Origin of the sequence: Nostoc sp. ChiQUE01b (assembly GCF_034531255.1) — a bacterium.
Classification (GTDB): domain Bacteria; phylum Cyanobacteriota; class Cyanobacteriia; order Cyanobacteriales; family Nostocaceae; genus Nostoc.
In genome coordinates this window covers 26,080-43,864 of the sequence record NZ_JAVRBM010000012.1, presented here as the reverse complement: position 1 = coordinate 43,864, position 17,785 = coordinate 26,080, and the positions used below count along the sequence as shown (strand labels likewise).

The following is a 17,785-nucleotide window of genomic DNA, read 5'->3' as shown; positions in this document are numbered from 1 at the left end:
TAACTACCCTACGACAAAAATTCTTATACTCAGGACTTTAACTAGGCACTCAGCACTCAACACTCATTATTCAGCACTGAGTTTCGTGAATGGAGAGCCGACATGGAATTAATCAAGCGTATCCTGCGGGTGATTCGCGCTAATCTCAATAGTTTGATTGGTGGTGCAGAAGATCCAGAAAAGATTCTGGAGCAAACTGTCCTGGAGATGCAGGAAAATCTGGTGCGGTTGCGGCAGGGTGTAGCACAAGCGATCGCCACCCAAAAACGTACGGAACGCCAAGCTGCTGCTGCTCAGTCTCAAGCAGAAGAATGGTATCGCCGCGCCCAGCTAGCACTGCGACAAGGCAATGAAGTTTTAGCACGGGAAGCTTTGACTAAGCGCCAAGCTTATAAAGAAACTACAACAGCCCTATCCAATCAGATAGAACAACAAAATGAGATAGTGGCTAGGCTAAAAAAGGATATGCGATCGCTAGAGTTAAAAATTGCCGAGGCGAAAACTAAAAAAGATATGTATATTGCCCGCGCCCGTTCTGCCGAAGCGTCTTATCGCCTCCAAGAAATGCTCGGCGGAGTTTCTGCTACTAGCAGTCTGAGTGCCTTTGAGCGCATGGAAGAAAAAGTTTCACAGATAGAAGCTCAATCAGAAGCCATAGCTCAACTTAGTAGTGACGACTTGGAAACACAATTTACTTCTTTGGAATCTAATGATGTAGATACCGAATTGGCAGCGATGAAGGTGCAGGTTTTCAAGCAGTCAGAAAACACACAGCCCAAAAGTCTCCTAACTGAGGAGAGCCAGAAGACAGGACAGCCTCCCCAACAGCAGTTACCCAAAACTCAGGATTCTTGAAGTTCAACTAATTACCCCAGTTTGGAGATATCTTAACAATTAAGAGTTGTTAGGAGGTACTGATTCAAACTGGAAAGATTACATTGAAATAGGTAGCTATAAAAAAGTAAAAAAGCTAACTGTCCAATAAAAAGCGTAAAGCACACAAGGAAAAACAAAGTTATGGGATTATTCGATCGCATTAAGCGAGTAGTTAGTTCTAACCTCAACGACCTGGTTAACAAAGCCGAAGACCCCGAAAAAATGCTAGAGCAAGCCATCCTGGAAATGCAGGAAGACTTGGTACAGCTGCGTCAGGGAGTAGCCCAGACGATCGCCGCCCAAAAACGCAGTGAGAAACAGTACAATGATGCCCAAAATGAAATTAATAAGTGGCAACGCAATGCTCAACTAGCGCTGCAAAAAGGTGATGAGAACCTAGCACGACAAGCTCTAGAGCGCAAGAAAACTTATACGGATACCAGTACAGCCCTCAAAGCTAGTTTAGATACCCAAAGCACCCAAGTTGATACCCTCAAGCGCAACTTAATCCAGCTGGAAAGCAAAATTTCTGAGGCTAAAACCAAGAAAGAAATGCTCAGAGCTAGAATCACCACTGCCAAAGCCCAAGAACAACTCCAAGGCATGGTGCGTGGGATGAATACCAGCAGTGCAATGTCTGCCTTCGAGCGGATGGAAGAAAAAGTCTTGATGCAAGAAGCCCGGGCCCAGGCACAAGGCGAGTTGGCAGGTGCAGATTTAGAAACCCAATTTGCCCAATTGGAAGGTAGTAGCGATGTTGATGATGAATTGGCAGCTTTGAAAGCGCAAATGTTACCATCCGCCACTCCCCAAAATCAACCCCAACTGCCACCGCAACAACAAACCACTACTCCTAAGTCTAATGAGGTGGTTGATGCTGAGTTGGATTCCCTACGCAAGCAATTGGATCAACTGTAAAATTGGCAGAAAACTTATTTGAGCTAGTCCCACACCTGTTGGCTGTGGGATTTTACGTCATTAGTCATTAGTCATTTGTTATTGACTATGGACTATGGACGACTTTGGGATAAAGTATTGTGTGTGCCAACTTTGATCGCCACCTGATGGAGACTGCAATGAGTAAGGCTGTAATCACCATAACCGATGCTGAGTTTGAAACCGAAGTATTAAAAGCCGAGCAGCCTGTATTAGTTTACTTTTGGGCTTCCTGGTGTGGGCCCTGTCAATTGATGTCGCCCGCGATTAACTCAGCTGCCAGCGAATATAGCGATCGCCTCAAAGTCGTTAAGATGGAAATCGACCCCAACCCACTCACTGTTAAGCAGTATCAAGTGGAAGGTGTACCCGCCCTCAGACTATTTCAAGGCCAGGAAGTTTTGATATCCACCGAGGGAGTCATCGGCAAAGATAAATTACTTGCTCTCCTAGATACGCACTTAAATAGTAATTAGTCATTGGTCATTGGTCATTGGTCACTTGTACTGAGCGTTGCCCTTGGCGCAGCCTTAGAAGAGAAGTATTGGTCATTGGACAAAGGACAAATGACAAAGGACAAAGGACAAATGACTAACATACATTTTGCAAAACGTTTACAACCCCTAAAATCTAATGTATTTGCTGATATGGACAGAGCCAAGGCAATCGCTTTGGCTGCTGGCCGAGAGATAATTGATTTGTCGTTGGGGTCTTCTGATTTACCAGCCGAGGTTCACGTCATTGAGGCGATCGCCCAATCTCTCCATGATCGCAGTACCCACGGCTATCTGTTGTTTAACGGTACCCAAGGATTCCGCGAAGCCGCGGCCAACTGGTACGAACAAAAATTTGGCATCAAAGTCGATCCTCAAACTGAGGTACTACCTTTAATTGGTTCTCAAGAAGGCACAGCCCATTTACCCCTAGCAATACTCAATCCAGGAGATTTTGCCCTGTTGCTCGATCCAGGCTATCCTTCCCATGCCGGAGGAGTCTACCTAGCCAGTGGTCAAATCTACCCGATGCCGCTACTGGCAGAAAATGGTTTTTTACCAGTGTTTGCTGATATTCCTGCCCCAGTCTTGGCTCAGTCGCGGATGATGGTCTTAAGTTATCCTCATAATCCCACCGCTGCGATCGCACCTCTATCTTTCTTCCAAGAAGCTGTCGCCTTCTGTCAAAAACACAATCTCGTGCTGGTTCACGATTTTCCCTACGTAGATTTGGTATTTGGAGAGAGTGGGGACTGGGGACTGGGGACTGGGAGACAAGGAGACAAGGAGACAAGGGGAATCATTAATTTCCAATCCCCAATACCCAATACCCAGTCCCTAGTCCCCTCGATTCTGCAAGCCGATCCAGAGAAAAGCGTCTCGATTGAATTTTTCACCCTTTCCAAGTCTTACAATATGGGCGGTTTCCGCATTGGCTATGCCATCGGTAATGCCCAGTTAATTAATGCCTTACGCCAAGTCAAAGCCGCCGTTGATTTTAATCAGTATCGGGGAATTTTGAATGGTGCGATCGCTGCCCTAACTGGCCCTCAAGCTGGCGTAAAATCTGCTGTTACCACCTTCCAGAGGCGGCGTGATGCTTTCATCAATGCTTTACACCGCATTGGCTGGAATGTTCCCACTCCCCAAGCCACAATGTACATCTGGGCAAAATTGCCCTCACCTTGGAGTGAAAACTCTGTAGAATTTTGTACCCAGCTAGTCAAACAAACTGGTGTAGCAGTTTCTCCAGGTGCTGGCTTTGGCAAATCTGGAGAAGGGTATGTCCGTTTTGCCTTGGTGCATGAGCCACCTTTGTTAGAAATTGCTGTAGAAAGAATGGCTGAGTTTGTTCATTAAATTTCTTCTCAAGCTAAACGCCAAAGATTTTTGGTGGCAAACTCCACCAATAGAACACACAGTACGGGTTCACACATTTGTGCATTGGTGTCAACTTAACGTGAAAGCCAGCCTAGAACAAGCTTTTAGATATTGTCTCGTTCCCAGTCTGAGACTGGAAATGCCCCTCATTGAGGCTCCGCCTTCCGAACTCGCGGCAGAGCCGCCAAGAGCAGCATTTCCAGCCTCTGGCTGGAAACGAGGTTTTAAAGGAGTTTCAGCTGAAGTTGACACCAATGACATTTGTGCGTCCCTATTAATCACCGTATTGTACTGAACTAAAAAATAATATATAGTATTTTTTATAACTACATATTTTGATTAAAATATGTAATTAAACGTATAAAAATATCAAAACATTCTTCATCTTTTTATTGATAATCAGAGGTAACTTTACCCAATCAGGTCTCCTCGTTTCTTAAACTGGGTTTGTACGCTCAGATACCAAAGACGGCTAACAATACAGGTAAGCATCTGTATTGCCAAAAAGCCTGTGGTCAAGAAAGCCCAAGCCTAAAAACCACAGTAGTTTAAAACTTAACTTCCAAACTGACAGAGACTTGAAAACAATGAAAACGACTTTTCAGAAACTTGTAATTGGTGCCTCAATGGCCATTGGTGTGAGCGCTCTTGCCACTGCCCCAGCACACGCTACATCCTTTGACTTTAATAGTACAGAAGAAATTAACACTTACACTGGTGGCTCAAATGGTACTTTCATTAAAGGGAATGCACAAGATGGTACTAAAGCTGCCATCAAAGCTTTGACAGATCGCGACCCCAGTTCTAACGTCGAGCTTTGGTATAGTAGCGAAACCCCAGATTCTAACGTTGGCTTCACCGCTACAAAAGGAACCTACAAAGCCACCGTTAGCAGTGTCACTGCTGATGACTGGAAGAATTTTGGTTCGCAATGGTTAGGCGATTTATTGAGTAGCTACACACCATTTCAACCAGTATGGGACGGGTTTTCAGCTGAGAGCAAATCACTAGTAACTAGTTATTTCCCTTCCTTGGGAATGGGAGATCCTAACATTGGTGGTTTCCAATTCGGTCAGAATGGCGGTGTGGAACTGAAGTTGGTTGGTCACTTGGATGTAAAGACTAAACTTGCAACAACTATTTCTGCTAAGGTTGATGAAAAGTGGAATGCAATTAAATCACAGTTTCCTCAACAAACAACTTCACCAACCCTTTCACAAGTTGAAAGTTTAATTCCACAGCTACAAATACAACTGAACGCAATTCCCGGACAAATTGCACCACTGCAAACAAAACTGGATGCAATTCCCGGACAAATTGCACCACTGCAAACAAAACTGGATGCAATTCCCGGACAAATTGCACCACTGCAAACAAAACTGGATGCAATTCCCGGACAAATTGCACCACTGCAAACAAAACTGGATGCAATTCCCGGACAAATTGCACCACTGCAAACACAACTGGACGCAATTCCCGGACAAATTGCACCACTGCAAACACAACTGAACACAACTGTTGCACAAATTGCACCACTGCAAACACAACTGGACACAACTGTTGCACAAATTGCATCACTGCAAAAACAACTGGATACAACTCCTAACACTCCAGCCAATTTAGTAAAAAGGCAAACACTGACGAGTCAAATTACTGTACTAAATACCACCAAAATTCAACTGACGAATCAAATCACTCCACTAAATACCACCAAAACTCAACTTACGGGTCAAATCACTGTACTAAATACCAGCAAAACTCAACTTACCGGTCAAATCACTGTACTAAATACCAGCAAAACTCAACTGACGAGTCAAATCTCTCAACTGAACACCACTAAAACTCAACTGACGGGTCAAATTAATGACTTGAATATTGTCAAAAATGTGACACTGCCAGGTCAAATCTCTCAACTGAATACTCTCAAAAATCAACTACCGGGTCAAATTTCTCAACTCACATCATTTAAAGATGTACTGACGCTGCAAGTTGCATTAAACGCCTACGAAGGTGAAATCGCAGCTAGTGAAATTGCTAAGGTAGTTACTGGTGGTCAAACTTACTATGCCTATAGCTTTAACCCCACTGCATCCGGTATTACTGCTTCTGATGATGGTGTATCTTACAGTGCGATTTATACTTGGAGAACACCTAAGTATGTCCCTCACACAGTACCAGAACCCTCAGTAGTATTTGGTATTTTAGGTGTTGCTGGTATCTTTGTTACACAACGTAAGTTAAAAAAAGTCTCTGGTTGAAACTCCGGTTTCCATTCCAAAAAATAAGTAAGGGAGCTAACAGCTCCCTTTTTTGATGAATAATTCCTTGCAGCTATAAGAAATTTAACAAAGTGTAGGGGTTTAAATCCCCGGCTTCTATCAAGCCGCAAGTATTGTGGCGGGGTCTAAATCCCTGTTACAACACGTAATTGCGAATTGCGAATTGCGAATTGCGAATTGGTTTAATCTTCTAGGTTATACTATTTCTAAAAACACTTGCTACAAATAAATCGGTTGCAAAAGTTTATACGATTTCACGAAATGCTTGATACAAATGATTTGTCTCTAACTTTTTCCCCTTGCCCCCTACTGCCTATTTGTATCAACCTTAAAGTGAAATGGCATTACATCTGTATGCCTCTACCAACTTGATTTGTTTTAATATGGATTTCGTACAATGGTATTACTTACACTCACATATTTAGGAAGGACAATTACCATAATATTAGTTTCAGTATTACTTAAGTAGTTTTACTTATAAATTTTAGGTAGTTAAATTTGTAAAAGCAGATGTTAACTGAATATTCTAAATTATAAAAAATTCGTAAAAAAAACTTAATTTTTGATTTAATTATATTTAATGATACTATTATTTTAGTATTGTAGTGTAGCTAAATTTAATTTATTCATATTTTTGATTAGATTACATAAGTCAAATTTCTATTTTTTTCACAGTTTAAATGCACTACTGTTTTAGTTTATGGTAATAATTGTTGGCTTTTAATTAAGATAATCAGATAATAAGTAGCAATGACAGTACAATCACTCAATATAGACCAGCCATTGCAGTCACACAAAGTTAGACGAATTTTACTAGTTGAAGACCATTACCTCAATCGGATGTTACTTAGTGACTATCTAAGTTACTGTGGGTATGAAGTGCAAAGTTTGTCAGAAGGCTCTGCTTTTTTCTCAACCATAGAGAAATTTGAGCCAGATTTAATGTTATTAGACTTGAAATTGCCAGATATTGACGGTTATTCACTCTTAAAACAAGTCCAGCAAAAACCTGATTTGTCAAAAATACCGATCATTGTGGTTTCAGCCTTTGCTTTTAAAGCAGATCAAGAACTAGCTCTGAGTTTAGGCGCACGTAGATATTTTGTCAAACCTTTAAAGCTCAAGGATCTCATCCTTGCAATTGAAGAACAGTTTACTTATAGCCACAGATAATATTTTTTGCTAGGTGTGTATTTATTCCGCTTTTTGGTCAGCAATAAACTCTTCAACGCGCTCACTAAGAGTTTGTACAGAACTGCCAATTGTTAAAATTTTCTGTTGTACTTGCGCTAATAATAAAACTGCTGTTTGCAGTTCATTGAGAGTTTCAGCCATAGCCTCACGATACTGGACTTCAAAATCTTGTAAATTCATAGTTTAGCTCTCGTCTGAAATCATCATAATAACTATATTCTCAATCATAATCGTAAATTTAACTGACTAAATCCGTTAATTCGCTTAATGTTATAAATTCAATAAATAAACATAAATAGTGTCAGTAAATTAAGATTTTGTCTCATGTTTATACAAGCAATATACTTATACATTGCTTATTAATAAAGAATATAAGTCCCTAGAGAAATATTATTATCTAATCTAAAATATAAAGTTTCAAAAAATAAAGTGTTATCAATTTAAAAATGCTAATTATAGGTTTCAAAAGTCAAGTTTTTATTCTGACAGTAGCAGCCAATGACTAAGGTCGTAGCTAGACAAATTCTCGTCTGCCCAAAAGTTGTAATGTGATGCTTGCAGTAAGTTTGTTGGTAAGCCTCTAGCTTAAAAGCCGACCCACCGCTAAAGAAGTATCTACAGGAGACTTGTCTTTGTGCAGACTAAAAGCCTCATGATTTGAGAGTGCTGTTAGCGGATAGCTAAGGTTGAGCCAGTGCTGAGTTAGGAGTTATTATACTCCCCCAGTTCCTTTTTCATCGGTTCTGGTGTGTACCACTCATAACGGTTACTTTATATTTACTTGATAAATAATTTGTTAAATCGGCACGAAAAAATAATTTTTCTTAGAATAGATAAAGATTACCTAATTTTGGTTGTGACAATATCTACTCAAATATTACCACTGGTTAAAGAGCCAGAACGACTAGAAAACCGTCTAGCCGAAATTCCACCGGAACCGGGGGTTTATTTCATGCGGGACGGGAGCGATCGCATTATATATATAGGTAAATCACGTAAGTTGCGATCGCGTGTCCGTTCCTATTTCCGGGATGGCTACAACAAAAGTGAACGTATCGCCACAATGGTCAAGTTGGTGACAGAAATTGAATTCATCGTCACTGATACTGAAGCCGAAGCTTTAGCGTTAGAAGCCAATTTGATCAAGCAGCACCAACCATACTTTAACGTGCTGCTCAAAGATGATAAAAAATATCCCTATCTCTGCATTACCTGGTCAGAAGATTATCCGCGAATTTTTATTACTCGTAAGCGCCAATTCGGTAAGGAAAAGGATAAATTTTATGGGCCTTATACTGATGCTGGTTTATTGCGAGAAATTGTCCGCATCTGCAAGCGCATCTTCCCACAGCGACAACGACCTCAACCACTTTTTAAAGACCGTCCTTGCTTGAATTTTGATTTAGGGCGTTGTCCGGGTGTGTGTCAACAGATGATTTCACCAGAAGAATATCGCAAAATTGTGCAAAAAATAGCGATGGTCTTTCAAGGTCGAACTCAGGAACTAATTGATATTTTAACCCAACAGATGAACGCAGCCGCTGAGAACTTGAATTTTGAGTCAGCGGCGCGGATTCGAGATCAAATTTCTGGGTTAAAGTCGCTGACAGCTGACCAAAAAGTTTCCTTACCAGATGATACAGTTTCGCGGGATGCGATCGCACTGGCAGCCGACGAACAGCACGCCTGCATTCAACTATTCCAGATTCGCGCTGGGCAATTGGTAGGACGTTTAGCCTTTGTGGCGGATGCTCACGCCGAACCAGGAGCTATTTTACAACGAGCTTTAGAGGAACATTACCAAACTGCTGATTCCGTAGAAATACCAATAGAGATTTTGGTACAGCATGATTTACCAGATGGCGAGATATTGGCGGATGTCTTAACTCAACGTAAAGGCAAAAAAGTGACAATATTGACTCCTTTGCGCCAAACTAAGGCAGAATTAATTGAGATGGTAGAGCGAAATGCTCAGTATGAATTGCAAAGAATGCAGAAATTTGGCGATCGCAATCACCAAGCAATGCAAGATTTAGCCACCATTCTCGATTTACCAGATGTACCCCACCGCATTGAAGGTTATGACATTTCCCATATTCAAGGGTCAAATGCTGTAGCTTCGCAAGTCGTGTTTATCGACGGATTACCCGCAAAACAGCATTATCGCCACTACAAAATTAAAAATCCTACGGTGACAGCAGGACACTCAGATGATTTTGCTAGTCTTGCTGAAGTCATCCAACGGCGGTTCCGTAAATATGCGGAAGATCAGCAATTAACACGTTTGGGTAATCCTGACTGGCCTGATTTAATCATGATCGATGGTGGTAAAGGTCAGTTATCATCGGTTGTTGCCGTTTTGCAAGAGATGAATTTATTAGAAGACTTGCGAGTTGTAAGTTTAGCAAAGCAGCGAGAAGAGATTTTTTTACCAGGAGAATCTAAACCCTTAACAACTGATGCAGAACAACCGGGGGTACAGTTGTTGCGGCGGCTGCGGGATGAAGCGCATCGGTTTGCAGTGAGTTTCCATCGTCAGCAGCGCAGTGATAAATTGAAGCGATCGCGTTTAGATGAAATTCCTGGCTTAGGACATCATCGACAAAAGCAGCTACTAGGGCATTTTCGCTCAGTTGACTATATTCGGCAAGCGACAACCACGCAACTCGCTGAAGTAGCAGGAATTGGGCCGCGTTTGGCTCAAGAAATTTACGATTATTTTCATCCTGCTTGAGGAGATTAGTAGTCTGTAAAATTTCAATTTATGTATGAATAAACAAGTTTGTAGTAAGAGCTAAAGTCCTTACTACACACCCTTAAAACTAGCTTGGCAAAGTATTAGTTCCACTCTCACAGAGGATTTCGTTAGGGTTTTCTGCGAGAATTTAAGATGTGTAAATACCGTAAATTTACGGTATCTCGTAACTATGGTAATTTAGAGGTTAAATTATTGTGAGATAATTTAACCTCTAAATCTTGCTAGCAAATATTAACTAAATCTTAAGATAAAGATTTTGTTACTAAAGATACAGTAATTTATTGGTTTTCATTTTTGAATACAAGAACGGCTTTTTTTGTATTGGTCTAAAATGACCATAAATCAAGCTTTCTCAAGGCATTCGTTATAGGGATCAGTAAATCTCTAAGCGTCATTTAATTAAAAAACAATTTATGTACCTAAAGTAGGAGGGTAAAATCACTTAAATTATAGGATAATATAGAAAGAGATCGAAAACTTTTTCAAATCTGAAATTTTGTTTAAAATAATTAGCCAATATTAAAGTCGTTTGTTAAGTTGGTCCAAACCAAAATTATTGCTACTTTAACTGGCAGTTTTCTCAAATAAAAAATAGTTACAACCAGGGGTTTTAAAATGCAGACAGTACAAAAAATTTACTGCCCAAATTGCGGCTGCCAAGCAGAACGTTATTATATTACTGATAGTCAATTGACTCGGACACAATGCTCTAGTTGTGACTACTTGATGATTAGTTGCACTCGCACTGGCAAAGTCATTGAGGCTTATGCACCAGGAATTTATGCACAGCGCTAGATAATAAAAATTAAAAAAAAATTAGAGAATGTTTTCTCTAATTTCTAATAATAAAGTTGATTGTCATAAATTTTAAAGACTTTACAGATTATTGTTCTGTTATCTGAGTTGTTGCTGTCGTATCTGTTCTTGTAACCTTAATTGTTGCTGTTGTCTAATTTGTTGATCTTGTCTGAGTTGTTGCTGTTGTATTCTCAGTTGTTGCTGTCGTGAAAAGTCTTGCTGTTGTAATCTTGTTTCTTCCTGTTGTAGCCTCAATTGTTGCTGACGGAACATTTCTTGCCGTTGTCGTGTAAATTGTTGCTGTTGTATTGTCTGTAGTTGTTGTGGTTGTTGAAAATTTTGCCGTAGCCATGTTTCGTTCATTCGTTCTTGTGTTTGCTGATTTTGCTGTTCTTGTTGTTGTCTGAATCTTTCTTGAAGCAAATCTTGCGTTTGGGGATTTGTCCGAATTATTTGTTGAGGATTTGTCTGAATTATTTGTTGGGGATTCGTCTGAATTATTTGTGCAAATGCAGGAGAATTAATCGATAAAGCATTGGCAAGCACAATCAATGGTAGCCATACTTCTTTAACCAACGATAAGTGATTCAACATACAATTATTTCCTCAATTGTTATAAGTTGGGTTGAGCGATCGCTAAACCCTTAAAATGTCAACAGAATTTCCTTAGACATAAATACAGGGGCTTGGAATAGTTAACTAAAGCTAATGTTTTATTTACTGTTATGGGCTGACGCCATATTTACGGCTGACTACGCCAACATTCTTCAGTTGGTGAGGTTTCTAAATATTAGTGCATTGAGAATAGCTTTCTAAATCAAGGTTATATCCAGTGCATTCTCTTGATTTTTCATAAAACTGTCCCTTCTTAGATATTCATCTAAATTAAATTATACATTTAAATTTTTTACATGGTTTGCCGGATTACCGTAAATCTACCTGCAATGGGTAAGTTAACAAAGGGATCTCAAGCGGTTTTACGCCATAGATAAACAGAGATGTATCTGAAGACATATCTGTGTTTATCTGCGGTTTCATATTCATTCATAAAATTGACGACAACAAGTTTAATTTTTACTTGCTCTCAATTGTCCGCAAGCAGCATCAGCTTCTAAACCACGGGAATAACGCACACTCACAGCAGTATTTTGTTGCTTAAGGACGTTGACAAAAGCTTGAATGCGATCGCGGTTGGGGCGTTTGTAGTCTACTTCTTGGATGGGGTTGTAGGGAATCAAATTCACATGACTTTGGAATCCTCGTAAGCATTTTGAAAGTTCCAATGCGTGTTCTGGTAAATCGTTAACACCAGCGAGGAGAATATATTCAAAAGTAACCCGGCGTCCAGTGATTTTCACATATTCCCGACATTCAGCCAGTAAATCTTCTAGAGGATAGGCGCGGGCGCTGGGGACGAGTTTTTCTCGTAGTGCTTGGTTGGGGGCGTGGAGACTAACAGCCAGAGTGATTTGCAAATTATTTTGCGCGAACTGACGAATGCGATCGCGAATCCCCACTGTAGAAACTGTAAGCGATCGCTGCCCAATACCGACATCTTGATTCAGGGATTTCAGGGCTGCTAGGACATTCTCAGTATTCAACAACGGTTCACCCAGTCCCATAAATACCACATTACTAACCCGTTGCTGAAAATCTTCTTGCACAGTCAACACCTGATCGATAATTTCGTGTCGTGCTAGGTTGCGTTTGTAGCCTCCCTTACCAGTAGCGCAGAAATCACAAGCCATTGGGCAACCTACCTGAGTAGAAACGCAAACTGTCAGACGGGTTTTTGGGCCTTCTCCCCTTTCTGCGAAGGTGGGGATGCCTACAGTTTCAATAATCTGCCCGTCTGTTAATCGTAAAAGATATTTCACCGTACCATCGGGAGCCTCAGAGCGGTAATGTAAAATTGAGCGCCCAATGGGGATTTCTGCTACTTCTTTGCGCCATTGCTTGGAGAAGACAGAAATATCAGCAAGCGATCGCACCCCCTTGTCGTAGATCCATTCATGCAGTTGCTTTCCTCTGTAAGCAGGTTGTCCTTGTTGCTGCACCCAAGTGCTTAACTCCGCCAGAGAAGCACCTAGAAGGGGAGGGATTAATTCTGATTTTTCTGAGTTGAAGTCAACCTGAGATACAAAAGGCGTAGCAGACATAAAAAAATCACGAGTTGATGTTGGATCTCTATCCTACACCTGCTAAATCGAGTTAGTCTTGACCAAAGAAGACGAGGAATTAACCAAAAGTTGTGCCATTCCAGCCCCACATTGCACCCTTAGCATCTGCAAACTCTATGTAAATGCGATTTTTCGATACGCCTAGAGTTTAGTTAATCTGCTGTGTATCTGAAGTTTAAGTAAGCAAAATGCCTAGTTTATCGCCGTAGGCATTGCATAATTCAACAGCCCAAAACTACACGCGATCGCCAACTCTTTAAACCCCTTGATTTTTGCTAATTACTGATGAATTTGCGTTGCTTTGAGCATGTGGTAGGTAATGATCAACTGAGTCAAAGCCAGAGGATAACTTTGCAGTGTTTCTCCAGTTGTACCAGCAATTTTACCCAGTTCTGGATTACTTTCGCGATCGCAAATATTTCGTAAATGGGGCATATCAGAACAGATAATATGCTCTAGCTTATTCACCTGTTCTAAGGTGGCATGACCATCAACTTCTAAAACATCTACCGGCTTACTCATATCTCTGTCTAGCCCCAGGCGGATGGCTGAGTCAGAATTACCATAGCTAGAGTTGGTAATTGCAGTGAAATCTGGATGCGGAATTGTCGGACGCAGTACCAGTCGGACATTCAGGTGTCCATTAGTTTCATCATCTTCATCAGTGGGTGGATAGAAACTAATTACTATATCAGACCATTGCCGCTGCGGACGGATAAACTGTGCTGAGTCTGGTTCGCGCTTTTCTAGTTCTGCTAGCACCTCTTCAGATGTGTAGCCACGCTTTTGCGTATCTCGCTTGACTTTCCATTTAGCACGTACTTGTTCCGGGGGCGCAAGGTATACTTTTACATCATAAGAATCACGGGCAGCACGAGTAGAATAACCGAGTAATCCTTCAATAATCACGAATTTACTGGGCTTGATATACTGCGGTGGCTCGAATGTACCGGTTTTATGGCTATAAACTGGCTTGAGAATGGGCTGTCCTGTGCGTAGCAGCGACAGATGTTGCTGCATAATATCCAAGTGGTTGCAGTCGGGGTGGAGGGCAGTGATGCCAATTTCTGCACGTTGTTGGCGATCGTAACGGTGATAATCATCTGTACAGATGATTGTGACATTTTCTGGGCCGAGTGCCTGAGCAATTCCCCGCGTTAGTGTTGTTTTCCCAGCAGCGCTGTCGCCGACAATACCAAGAATTATTGGACGGCTCATCATACCTCCCAGAATAAAAGTAAGTTTAGTAATAAAATTACCTACATATAGTTTTTATTCTAGAAGGGTTTAGGTAAGTAACTCAAGTAAAGGCTTGGTATGCAATATCTCTACATATAGAATGTTTGTGCGATGCCTACGGCGGTAAACTACGCTTTTTGCATAATAATTACAATTTAGATGATTGTTATAGTTATCTGTACGCATAAAAACTAGACATTTTCTGTTGAACCTACTCTCAGCCGCAGATATTCAATTTTGATACAAGCATCCATAACCACACTGAGTCCTGCATCTATAGCTTTTTGTGCTGATGGTTGATGCCAGATACCCAGTTGTGTCCATACAGTTTTAGCAGTGATGGAAATTGCTTCATCTACAATTTCTGGCAAGTACTCAGAATCCCCAGAGAATCAGTATTCATCATCGCGGAGGATAAACCCAGATTCCTTGTTGAGGAAGCCGGCGATACCAAACGAATTAAACGCAACCGCAGCCGCGACACTTTCAAAATGCGTTTGGGTATGGGTACTGTCTTAGAACAGTCGGGGGATGGTTTGGTTGAGAAAGCTAGTGGTTCATCCCTATGCCGGATCAGCCTGTGGCAGTACGTCTTAACCGGCGTGGAAACCGGCAGACTACCAGAAAACGAACTGACCGGGGAATTGATTAACTTTGCAAGATGTTATCAAGCAAAAGAGATTTTTTATAATTCCCTACAAATTGCTAGAGTGAAATTAGTCAGAAAGCTCAAGAGCTTGGTTTAAATTTAGAACAACCCCACCTCAAGCAATTCCTACTTGAAAAGTATATTGCCAAGCAAAAATGACTAACTCAACCCCAAGTCGTTTGGGTGAACTCGCCAACCTGTTTTTTAAACTGGGCGTTATCGGTTTTGGGGGCCCGGTTGCCCATATTGCCATGATTGAAGATGAAGTGGTTAAGCGGCGTCAGTGGTTAACAAGAGAGCATTTTCTAGATTTGCTGGGCGCTACTAACCTAATTCCTGGGCCAAATTCTACAGAAATGGCTATCCATATAGGATACATTTATGCAGGATGGCTGGGGCTGATTGTGTCAGGCGTTTGTTTTGTCTTACCTGCGGTTCTAATTACTGGTGGGTTTGCTTGGGTTTATGTTGCCTACGGTACTCTACCTCAAATTGCTCCTTTACTTTATGGCATTAAACCAGCTGTTTTAGCAATCATCATCAATGCTCTGTGGGGCTTGGCAAAAAAAGCTGTGAAAACTCGCCAATTACTAGTGATTGCTTTCGCTGTGGCATTGCTAACATTGTTATTCAAATTAAATGAAGTAATTGCCCTATTAATTGGGGGATTGCTGGGGATGGTTTGGTTACATTCTGGCGAGAAAAACGACAAGCCAGGAGATAAAGCCAACTTTCTGATTGCTAGTCTCAGCACAGGTGCGACTTTGAAAGCATCAGCTGTACTTGCGGCATCGGTAGCTACTGCATCTACTGTAGCCAATGTTTCTTTATGGCAATTGGGTTGGTTTTTTCTGAAAGTCGGTAGTGTCTTATTTGGTGGTGGCTATCTTTTGGTAGCTTTTCTGCAAGGGGGATTAGTTCAAGAATACGGCTGGCTGACACAACAGCAGTTATTAGATGCGATCGCAATTGGTCAATTTACTCCTGGGCCAGTACTTTCGACTGCTACGTTTATCGGTTATGTCATTGCTGGTATACCGGGCGCAATTGTTGCCACAATCGGAATTTTTCTACCTTCTTTTATTTTCGTTGCTGCCCTGAATCCCCTAATTCCACGCTTACGGGCCTCTTCTTGGACTAGAGCATTTTTGGATGCTGTGAATGTTAGTGCTGTAGCGCTAATGGTTGTTACTACTTTGCAGTTGGGGGTAGGGACTTTAATATTACCACAACACCCATTTGTAGATTTTCTCGGCTTGGCGATCGCGATCGTCTCAGCCATTTTAGCTATTCACTTTCGTCTCAATGCTGCATGGCTAGTCTTTGGTAGCGCCTTCATTGGATGGGTTGCTTCACTCTTAGGCTACACTCGATGAAATTGCAAAATCTTGCTTTCAAACTATTTTCATGTGATAATCACCATTAACTCCGGTAAGTCTACGAATTTATCGTAGCTTATAATTAAAATTCAAAAGCTTAGATTGTTATCTATTTAAAAGCTGTAAACATACTAGTCTATAGCTTGAAGTCTGCTATCTAGAAAAAGGTTGCTGCTTTGTATTGTAGCACACATCTATGCATACTTTGGATTGAACTTATAAACGGTGACCGATAAGTTTTTTATGCCAATTTTTATATCTCTATTCGACCGTCTAAATTAGCATCTTCAAGATATAACAAACTTAATAGTCAATGATATAACTTCTAACCACTGACTCATTTGTGAAAAAAAGTTAACCTAAATTAAGGTGAAATATGTCAATTCAAGACACAGTATCTAATTGGGAACAACTGTTAGAAATTGCTCAAAAAAATACCCAGGCTCGACGGGTGCGTAGACCAGGGCAATCTCCTTCTACCGCTCCCATCCCTAGCAGTCTCCATAAACTGCCACCAGATACAGAACCGCCAGTACTGCTCTACCGCGATACCAACTCTTGGTGTCCATTTTGCGAACGGGTTTGGTTTGCTCTGGAAGAAAAAGAAATTCCTTTTGCAACGGAGTTTATCGATTTGACTAACAAGCCTAAATGGTATATCGATTTAGTTCCCACAACTCTTGTCCCGGCGGCCAAAATTGAGGACAAGTTAGTTTATGAATCCAAAGATATTCTGTTAGCCTTAGAAGAAAAATTTGGGTCAACCTTGCTTCCTGAAGATCCAGAGGAAAATGCTGTTGCGAGACACTGGCTTGAGGATGCTGAAACTAATGGTGTGAGAGATATCGCCTACAAATTTCTCAGACAAGCCCCGGAAGATCCGCATGAATTAGCAAGCTTACAAGCAGCTTTTGAAGCGAAATTAGACGAACTAGAGCAACTTCTCGGAAAGTATCCTGGGCCCTACTTTTTGTCAACATTTAGTGTGGTAGATATTACCTATAGTCCCCATTTAGACAGATTAGCGGCTAACTTACCCGTTTATCGGGGATATCAACTCAAGGGAAATCCTCGGTATCCTCGGATCAACGCTTGGTTTGAAGCGCTCAAACAGCGTCCCGCCTATCACCGCGTCAAATCGGATGATACCACCAACAATTTACTTTTGCGTCGTCGATGGGGCGTGACCCCAATTGGCAATCCTTTGCCCCCTGACCTGTCTATTAGCCAAGAAATCCAATTTCGGGCAGAAGCGGCTGAAAGGTTGACTGATAACCGAGAAGTTGCTTTAGGAGATATTCTGAAAAACTCCGGGGTGCAAGCATTAGCAGTCAATGGCGACACAACAGCCGTTAAAGAAGCAGTTGATTTTCACCTGAGATTACTGGCTGACCATCTGATCAATGGCAATGGTGCAGCATTACCGTGGGGACGCGTCGGTGGTAAAGACAATGCCGATCCGACTCCGGCCGCGGTTGGTGCGATCGCACTCGCCTATGTGAGAAATCGCATCTGTGCGCCACGGGATATGAGCGCTGGTGCTGCAACTGCATTCCGAGCAGCAGCAGATAAAGTGTTGGCATCTCTTTATTAGCGATCGCATTTCCAGATCATTAAGCATCT

At 41.5% G+C, this 17,785-nt stretch carries 17 protein-coding genes and 1 pseudogene; 12 read left to right on the top strand and 6 right to left on the bottom strand.

Annotated elements, in window-relative coordinates; all coding sequences use genetic code 11:
- The first annotated feature begins 102 nt into the window (after positions 1-102).
- The 7 genes from RMY63_RS10720 (at position 103) to RMY63_RS10690 (ending at position 7,138) form a co-directional block, all read left to right on the top strand.
- On the top strand, positions 103-855 hold the full coding sequence (locus tag RMY63_RS10720; RefSeq protein WP_322728681.1) for a PspA/IM30 family protein: 753 nt from the start codon (positions 103-105) through the stop codon (positions 853-855).
- A 162-nt stretch (positions 856-1,017) separates the two neighbouring features.
- Positions 1,018-1,794, top strand: coding sequence for a PspA/IM30 family protein (locus tag RMY63_RS10715; RefSeq protein ID WP_322728680.1), 777 nt, complete (start codon positions 1,018-1,020; stop codon positions 1,792-1,794).
- Between the two features lie 158 nt (positions 1,795-1,952).
- Positions 1,953-2,288, top strand: coding sequence for a thioredoxin family protein (locus RMY63_RS10710; RefSeq protein WP_322728733.1), 336 nt, complete (start codon positions 1,953-1,955; stop codon positions 2,286-2,288).
- A 111-nt stretch (positions 2,289-2,399) separates the two neighbouring features.
- Complete coding sequence (locus RMY63_RS10705) at positions 2,400-3,665, top strand: LL-diaminopimelate aminotransferase (protein ID WP_322728679.1); 1,266 nt, start codon at positions 2,400-2,402, stop codon at positions 3,663-3,665.
- Complete coding sequence (locus tag RMY63_RS10700) at positions 3,655-3,981, top strand: hypothetical protein (RefSeq protein WP_322728678.1); 327 nt, start codon at positions 3,655-3,657, stop codon at positions 3,979-3,981. The genes RMY63_RS10705 and RMY63_RS10700 overlap by 11 nt, the downstream gene beginning before the upstream one ends.
- 292 nt (positions 3,982-4,273) lie before the next feature.
- Positions 4,274-5,944, top strand: a complete 1,671-nt coding sequence (locus tag RMY63_RS10695) for an NF038130 family PEP-CTERM protein (RefSeq protein WP_322728677.1) — start codon at positions 4,274-4,276, stop codon at positions 5,942-5,944.
- A gap of 771 nt (positions 5,945-6,715) precedes the next feature.
- Positions 6,716-7,138, top strand: coding sequence for a response regulator (locus tag RMY63_RS10690; RefSeq protein WP_322728676.1), 423 nt, complete (start codon positions 6,716-6,718; stop codon positions 7,136-7,138).
- Between the two features lie 21 nt (positions 7,139-7,159).
- On the opposite strand, the gene RMY63_RS10685 is transcribed toward RMY63_RS10690, so the two are convergent.
- On the bottom strand, positions 7,160-7,339 hold the full coding sequence (locus RMY63_RS10685; protein WP_322728675.1) for a hypothetical protein: 180 nt from the start codon (positions 7,337-7,339) through the stop codon (positions 7,160-7,162).
- Between the two features lie 676 nt (positions 7,340-8,015).
- Between RMY63_RS10685 and uvrC the strand changes: the two genes are divergently transcribed.
- The gene (uvrC, locus tag RMY63_RS10680) at positions 8,016-9,893 is read left to right on the top strand and encodes an excinuclease ABC subunit UvrC (protein WP_322728674.1); all 1,878 of its coding nucleotides are present in this window, start codon (positions 8,016-8,018) and stop codon (positions 9,891-9,893) included.
- Between the two features lie 639 nt (positions 9,894-10,532).
- Entirely contained in the window at positions 10,533-10,712 is a 180-nt protein-coding gene (locus RMY63_RS10675) for a replication restart DNA helicase PriA (protein ID WP_322728673.1), read from the top strand.
- 99 nt (positions 10,713-10,811) lie between these two features.
- Here the strand turns inward: RMY63_RS10675 and RMY63_RS10670 are convergent, their stop codons facing one another.
- The 5 genes and pseudogenes from RMY63_RS10670 to RMY63_RS10650 all read right to left on the bottom strand — a co-directional run bounded on the left by RMY63_RS10670 (position 10,812) and on the right by RMY63_RS10650 (position 14,505).
- The gene (locus tag RMY63_RS10670) at positions 10,812-11,309 is read right to left on the bottom strand and encodes a hypothetical protein (RefSeq protein ID WP_322728672.1); all 498 of its coding nucleotides are present in this window, start codon (positions 11,307-11,309) and stop codon (positions 10,812-10,814) included.
- Positions 11,310-11,782: 473 nt separating this feature from the next.
- A complete protein-coding gene (gene rlmN / locus RMY63_RS10665; RefSeq protein ID WP_322728671.1) occupies positions 11,783-12,874 on the bottom strand; it encodes a 23S rRNA (adenine(2503)-C(2))-methyltransferase RlmN in 1,092 nt (363 codons plus the stop codon).
- Positions 12,875-12,953: 79 nt separating this feature from the next.
- A pseudogene (locus tag RMY63_RS10660) lies at positions 12,954-13,040 on the bottom strand (phenylpyruvate tautomerase MIF-related protein); the annotation flags it as partial.
- 134 nt (positions 13,041-13,174) lie between these two features.
- Positions 13,175-14,113 (bottom strand): phosphoribulokinase, encoded by a 939-nt coding sequence (locus tag RMY63_RS10655; RefSeq protein WP_322728732.1) that lies wholly within the window; start codon positions 14,111-14,113, stop codon positions 13,175-13,177.
- Positions 14,114-14,325: 212 nt separating this feature from the next.
- Positions 14,326-14,505 carry a CoA-binding protein gene (locus RMY63_RS10650; protein WP_322728670.1) on the bottom strand — a complete coding sequence of 60 codons (180 nt, stop codon included), beginning with the start codon at positions 14,503-14,505 and terminating at the stop codon, positions 14,326-14,328.
- A gap of 120 nt (positions 14,506-14,625) precedes the next feature.
- Here RMY63_RS10650 and RMY63_RS10645 point away from each other — a divergent pair, with 120 nt between their 5' ends.
- From RMY63_RS10645 to RMY63_RS10635, 3 genes are all read left to right on the top strand, one after another.
- Positions 14,626-14,880 carry a hypothetical protein gene (locus RMY63_RS10645; protein ID WP_322728669.1) on the top strand — a complete coding sequence of 85 codons (255 nt, stop codon included), beginning with the start codon at positions 14,626-14,628 and terminating at the stop codon, positions 14,878-14,880.
- Positions 14,881-14,938: 58 nt separating this feature from the next.
- Positions 14,939-16,159: a chromate efflux transporter gene (gene chrA / locus RMY63_RS10640; RefSeq protein ID WP_322728668.1), complete on the top strand. Its 1,221-nt coding sequence runs from the start codon at positions 14,939-14,941 to the stop codon at positions 16,157-16,159.
- A gap of 379 nt (positions 16,160-16,538) precedes the next feature.
- Positions 16,539-17,756, top strand: a complete 1,218-nt coding sequence (locus tag RMY63_RS10635; RefSeq protein ID WP_322728667.1) for a glutathione S-transferase family protein — start codon at positions 16,539-16,541, stop codon at positions 17,754-17,756.
- The last annotated feature ends 29 nt before the right edge of the window (positions 17,757-17,785 follow it).

Coding starts and splice junctions, on each gene's coding strand:
- RMY63_RS10690 (WP_322728676.1), top strand. CDS start 6,716: ATGACAGTACAATCACTCAATATAGACCAGCCATTGCAGTCACACAAA.
- RMY63_RS10710 (WP_322728733.1), top strand. CDS start 1,953: ATGAGTAAGGCTGTAATCACCATAACCGATGCTGAGTTTGAAACCGAA.
- chrA (WP_322728668.1), top strand. CDS start 14,939: ATGACTAACTCAACCCCAAGTCGTTTGGGTGAACTCGCCAACCTGTTT.
- RMY63_RS10695 (WP_322728677.1), top strand. CDS start 4,274: ATGAAAACGACTTTTCAGAAACTTGTAATTGGTGCCTCAATGGCCATT.
- rlmN (WP_322728671.1), bottom strand. CDS start 12,874: ATGTCTGCTACGCCTTTTGTATCTCAGGTTGACTTCAACTCAGAAAAA.
- RMY63_RS10670 (WP_322728672.1), bottom strand. CDS start 11,309: ATGTTGAATCACTTATCGTTGGTTAAAGAAGTATGGCTACCATTGATT.
- RMY63_RS10645 (WP_322728669.1), top strand. CDS start 14,626: ATGCGTTTGGGTATGGGTACTGTCTTAGAACAGTCGGGGGATGGTTTG.
- RMY63_RS10705 (WP_322728679.1), top strand. CDS start 2,400: ATGACTAACATACATTTTGCAAAACGTTTACAACCCCTAAAATCTAAT.
- RMY63_RS10635 (WP_322728667.1), top strand. CDS start 16,539: ATGTCAATTCAAGACACAGTATCTAATTGGGAACAACTGTTAGAAATT.
- RMY63_RS10715 (WP_322728680.1), top strand. CDS start 1,018: ATGGGATTATTCGATCGCATTAAGCGAGTAGTTAGTTCTAACCTCAAC.
- RMY63_RS10685 (WP_322728675.1), bottom strand. CDS start 7,339: ATGAATTTACAAGATTTTGAAGTCCAGTATCGTGAGGCTATGGCTGAA.
- RMY63_RS10655 (WP_322728732.1), bottom strand. CDS start 14,113: ATGAGCCGTCCAATAATTCTTGGTATTGTCGGCGACAGCGCTGCTGGG.
- RMY63_RS10720 (WP_322728681.1), top strand. CDS start 103: ATGGAATTAATCAAGCGTATCCTGCGGGTGATTCGCGCTAATCTCAAT.
- RMY63_RS10675 (WP_322728673.1), top strand. CDS start 10,533: ATGCAGACAGTACAAAAAATTTACTGCCCAAATTGCGGCTGCCAAGCA.